We start from the raw sequence: 2,840 nt of genomic DNA on the forward strand, positions 1-2,840 counted from the left end.
AAGTTTAACACAGCCAAAAAGGAAGAAATAAAAAATTCATAAAAGGATGCGAATAGGATGTCTGAGAAAAGAAAAATTGAAAAAGAGCAAGAACCTATCCTTGAATCCACCAATAAGGACAATAAACAAATTGGAGAAAAAGAGGTGAGCGATGCACAACTATCAAGCCTAGACATTCTCTGGCACAATGCATTTCATGAATTAGACGAATGGGCCAAGCGTTCAGACTTCCGAGACGAGGTATTTCTAAAAGAGGCCATGTTTTTTGCTGATAACATCCAAAGGAATCAAGAAAACTTAAAAGAAATGGCAGAGAAATTTAATAAGGAATTAACTGAATGGGAAAGGACCGCAAGAGAGGAATTTTTGATGTCCACCACTAGTCTGCAGCATTTCTTTCCACTTAGGTCATACGAAGAAATAAATGCCCAGATTGACCAACTTCAAAAAAGAACCATGTCAATTCTAAGTACACCTTGCCAAGTTATTAGCAAAAATCAAGCAATGGATAAATATCTTGAAACGATTGAGCAGTATGTGGCCCTTAGGAAAAAAGGCAGGAAGCAATATATCAAGGCTGTTAAACAAGTTGGAAACCTAATCTATGAAAATCAAAAAGGTTTTGTTAATCTATTTGCACGACAAATTAAACCGTTGATGTTTCCATTTAATAAGTACTTGGAGAAAGAAGAAGAGATTACAAATTCCTAAGGAGGCAAAAAGCATATGTCGATGGATAAAACCTATGATCCGTTGCAAGGATTTAGAAGAATAAGTGAAATGTGGGAAAGTCAATTGAATGGCATGCTATACATGATGACTGACAATAATGAGTTCGTGCGACTTCTTAAGGTTGGGACAGATAGTCATGCAAGATATATGGAGCGGTTAAGAAAGAACCAAGAACTCATGGCGGGTGTAATGAATATTCCAACCAAAAAAGATATTGCAAATGTAGCAAAATTATCTCTACAAACCGAAGAAAAAATTGATATTTTAGAGGAACAGGTTTGGAATTTACAGGATAGTTTAGAATCCTTAAATAAGGGAAACGTAGCAATGTTTCAAGAAATGATGACGATTATAAAACAGATGAATGATGAATCAGCTTTCATTCAAACAGAGTTTCAAAATTTAAGACAAGAAATCTCTCAATTAACAGATATTAAACAGGAACTTGCAGCCTTGAAAAATCTTGTGCATCCATTGCAGACAAAAGACAGGGAAAATGAGCTTGTTCTGACTGGTGCTAGCAGTGATGGAAGGGGCTGAGAATAATGATTGCTAAAGCACTAGGAAATATTCCATTAGTTGATTTGAAAAAGGAATCTTTAAGATGGGAACAAGTCTATAAAGTCTTAACAGAACCGAAACCTGATATCGTTCCAACAACGGGAGAAATTATTTGGAAAAAAAATAAATCAACATTATATTATCATCCTGCTAAAGAAAAAAAATATCAAATCCCTGTGTTTTTAGTCTATTCACTGCTAAACAAATCGTATATTTTAGATGTCGGGGAAGGAAGTAGTGTAGTAGGAGGATTAACAGAAAGAGGATATGATGTTTACTTCCTTGATTGGGGTTCTCCAGAGTATGAAGATAGTGATATCACACTTGATAATTATATCCTTGATTATTTAGAAAATGGCGTCAAACGTGCGTTACGACATTCCGGTGCAAAAGAAATATCCATGATTGGCTATTGTTTAGGAGGCACAATTGCCGCTATTTTTACCTCACTAACAAACCTGCCTATTAAGAATTTAGTCCTAGCAACTGTTCCAATTGATTTCAGTATAGGAATCGTTCCGGATAAGTGGTTAAAAGGACTTCAAAAAGGGACAATTAATTTTGATCGACTTTCTGAGGTTTATGGTGTTATTCCATCTGAAATAATGTACGGAATGTTTAGAGGACTTTCACCCGTCTACGTTAGTCCATGGATAAACCTGATTTCCCGTGCACATGATGGTGAATATGTTAAAAAATGGCGGCGGATGGACAAGTGGACAAAAGACTCCGCATCGTTTTCAGGGGCTGCTTTCAAACAGCTATTTAATGATCTCTATAAAGATAACAAACTCTTAAAAGGAGAGCTGACAATTGGCGGCAGGAAAGTAGATTTAAAAAATATCCATTGTTCATTCTTTGTCTTCTCAACATCGCGAGATACTTTGATACTAGAGCAACAAAGCCTCCCTATTATTGATATGGTTTCTAGTGAAGATAAAACGTACGAAGTATTTGAAGGTGGACACGTTTCTTTAGCCTTAACCGGAAAGTTTGCCATCTTCGCGGACAAATGGCTTTGCTCAAGGTCACAAGAAATTTAGGAATTTCTTTATTAAGACAAGAATAAAGTAATAGCGGGAAGGACTCCCCCTCTTCCCGCTATTACTAGTTATGAAGCAGCTTTTTGTTGAGCGAGGAAATTTCTTAAGAGCTTATTAAACCGGTCTTTTGCCTCCAATTTGGCCAGATGGCCGGTATTTCTCATAATAATAAACTCTGAATTTGGAATCAGCTTATGCATCCAAGCCTGAATCCAAACAGGTAAGACAGAGTCGTACTGACCTCCAACAATAAGGGTCGGAACAACTACCATTGGTAATAACGATAAATTATTTACCTCAAAACATGCCACTAATGAGTCAACAAATATCTGAGGTTTTGGTTGGAAAAACTTATTAAATTTTTCAACTGTGTCCTTATTCCATGAATAGAGTGTCATTCGTGCGGCATAATCCGAGTGTTCTTTCATGTATGAAATCTGCTGGAGAAGTTCTTTTCGTGGTTCATATAATACACTTTTAAGTTTCTTAGGAAAATAATGAAAT

At 36.2% G+C, this 2,840-nt stretch carries 4 protein-coding genes; 3 read left to right on the forward strand and 1 reads right to left on the reverse strand.

All coding sequences use genetic code 11. The annotated features are described in order from the left end of the window. The first annotated feature begins 57 nt into the window (after positions 1-57). From V7659_RS28145 to V7659_RS28155, 3 genes are read left to right on the forward strand one after another with little or no spacing between them, the layout of a single operon-like run. Entirely contained in the window at positions 58-711 is a 654-nt protein-coding gene (locus V7659_RS28145; protein WP_335543365.1) for a hypothetical protein, read from the forward strand. Positions 712-726: 15 nt separating this feature from the next. Next, a complete protein-coding gene (locus V7659_RS28150) occupies positions 727-1,272 on the forward strand; it encodes a polyhydroxyalkanoate biosynthesis repressor PhaR (protein ID WP_335543366.1) in 546 nt (181 codons plus the stop codon). Positions 1,273-1,277: 5 nt separating this feature from the next. Beyond that, a complete protein-coding gene (locus V7659_RS28155; RefSeq protein WP_335543367.1) occupies positions 1,278-2,336 on the forward strand; it encodes an alpha/beta fold hydrolase in 1,059 nt (352 codons plus the stop codon). Positions 2,337-2,404: 68 nt separating this feature from the next. Here the strand turns inward: V7659_RS28155 and V7659_RS28160 are convergent. Then, the coding region (locus V7659_RS28160; RefSeq protein WP_335543368.1) for an alpha/beta fold hydrolase at positions 2,405-2,840 on the reverse strand (436 nt) is incomplete at its 5' end.

The sequence above is a fragment of the Neobacillus drentensis genome (assembly GCF_036966985.1).
GTDB classification, from domain to species: domain Bacteria; phylum Bacillota; class Bacilli; order Bacillales; family Cytobacillaceae; genus Neobacillus; species Neobacillus drentensis_E.

Excerpts from the sequence above, each read along its gene's own strand:
- V7659_RS28145 (WP_335543365.1), top strand. The coding sequence starts at position 58 with ATGTCTGAGAAAAGAAAAATTGAAAAAGAGCAAGAACCTATCCTTGAA.
- V7659_RS28150 (WP_335543366.1), top strand. The coding sequence starts at position 727 with ATGTCGATGGATAAAACCTATGATCCGTTGCAAGGATTTAGAAGAATA.
- V7659_RS28155 (WP_335543367.1), top strand. The coding sequence starts at position 1,278 with ATGATTGCTAAAGCACTAGGAAATATTCCATTAGTTGATTTGAAAAAG.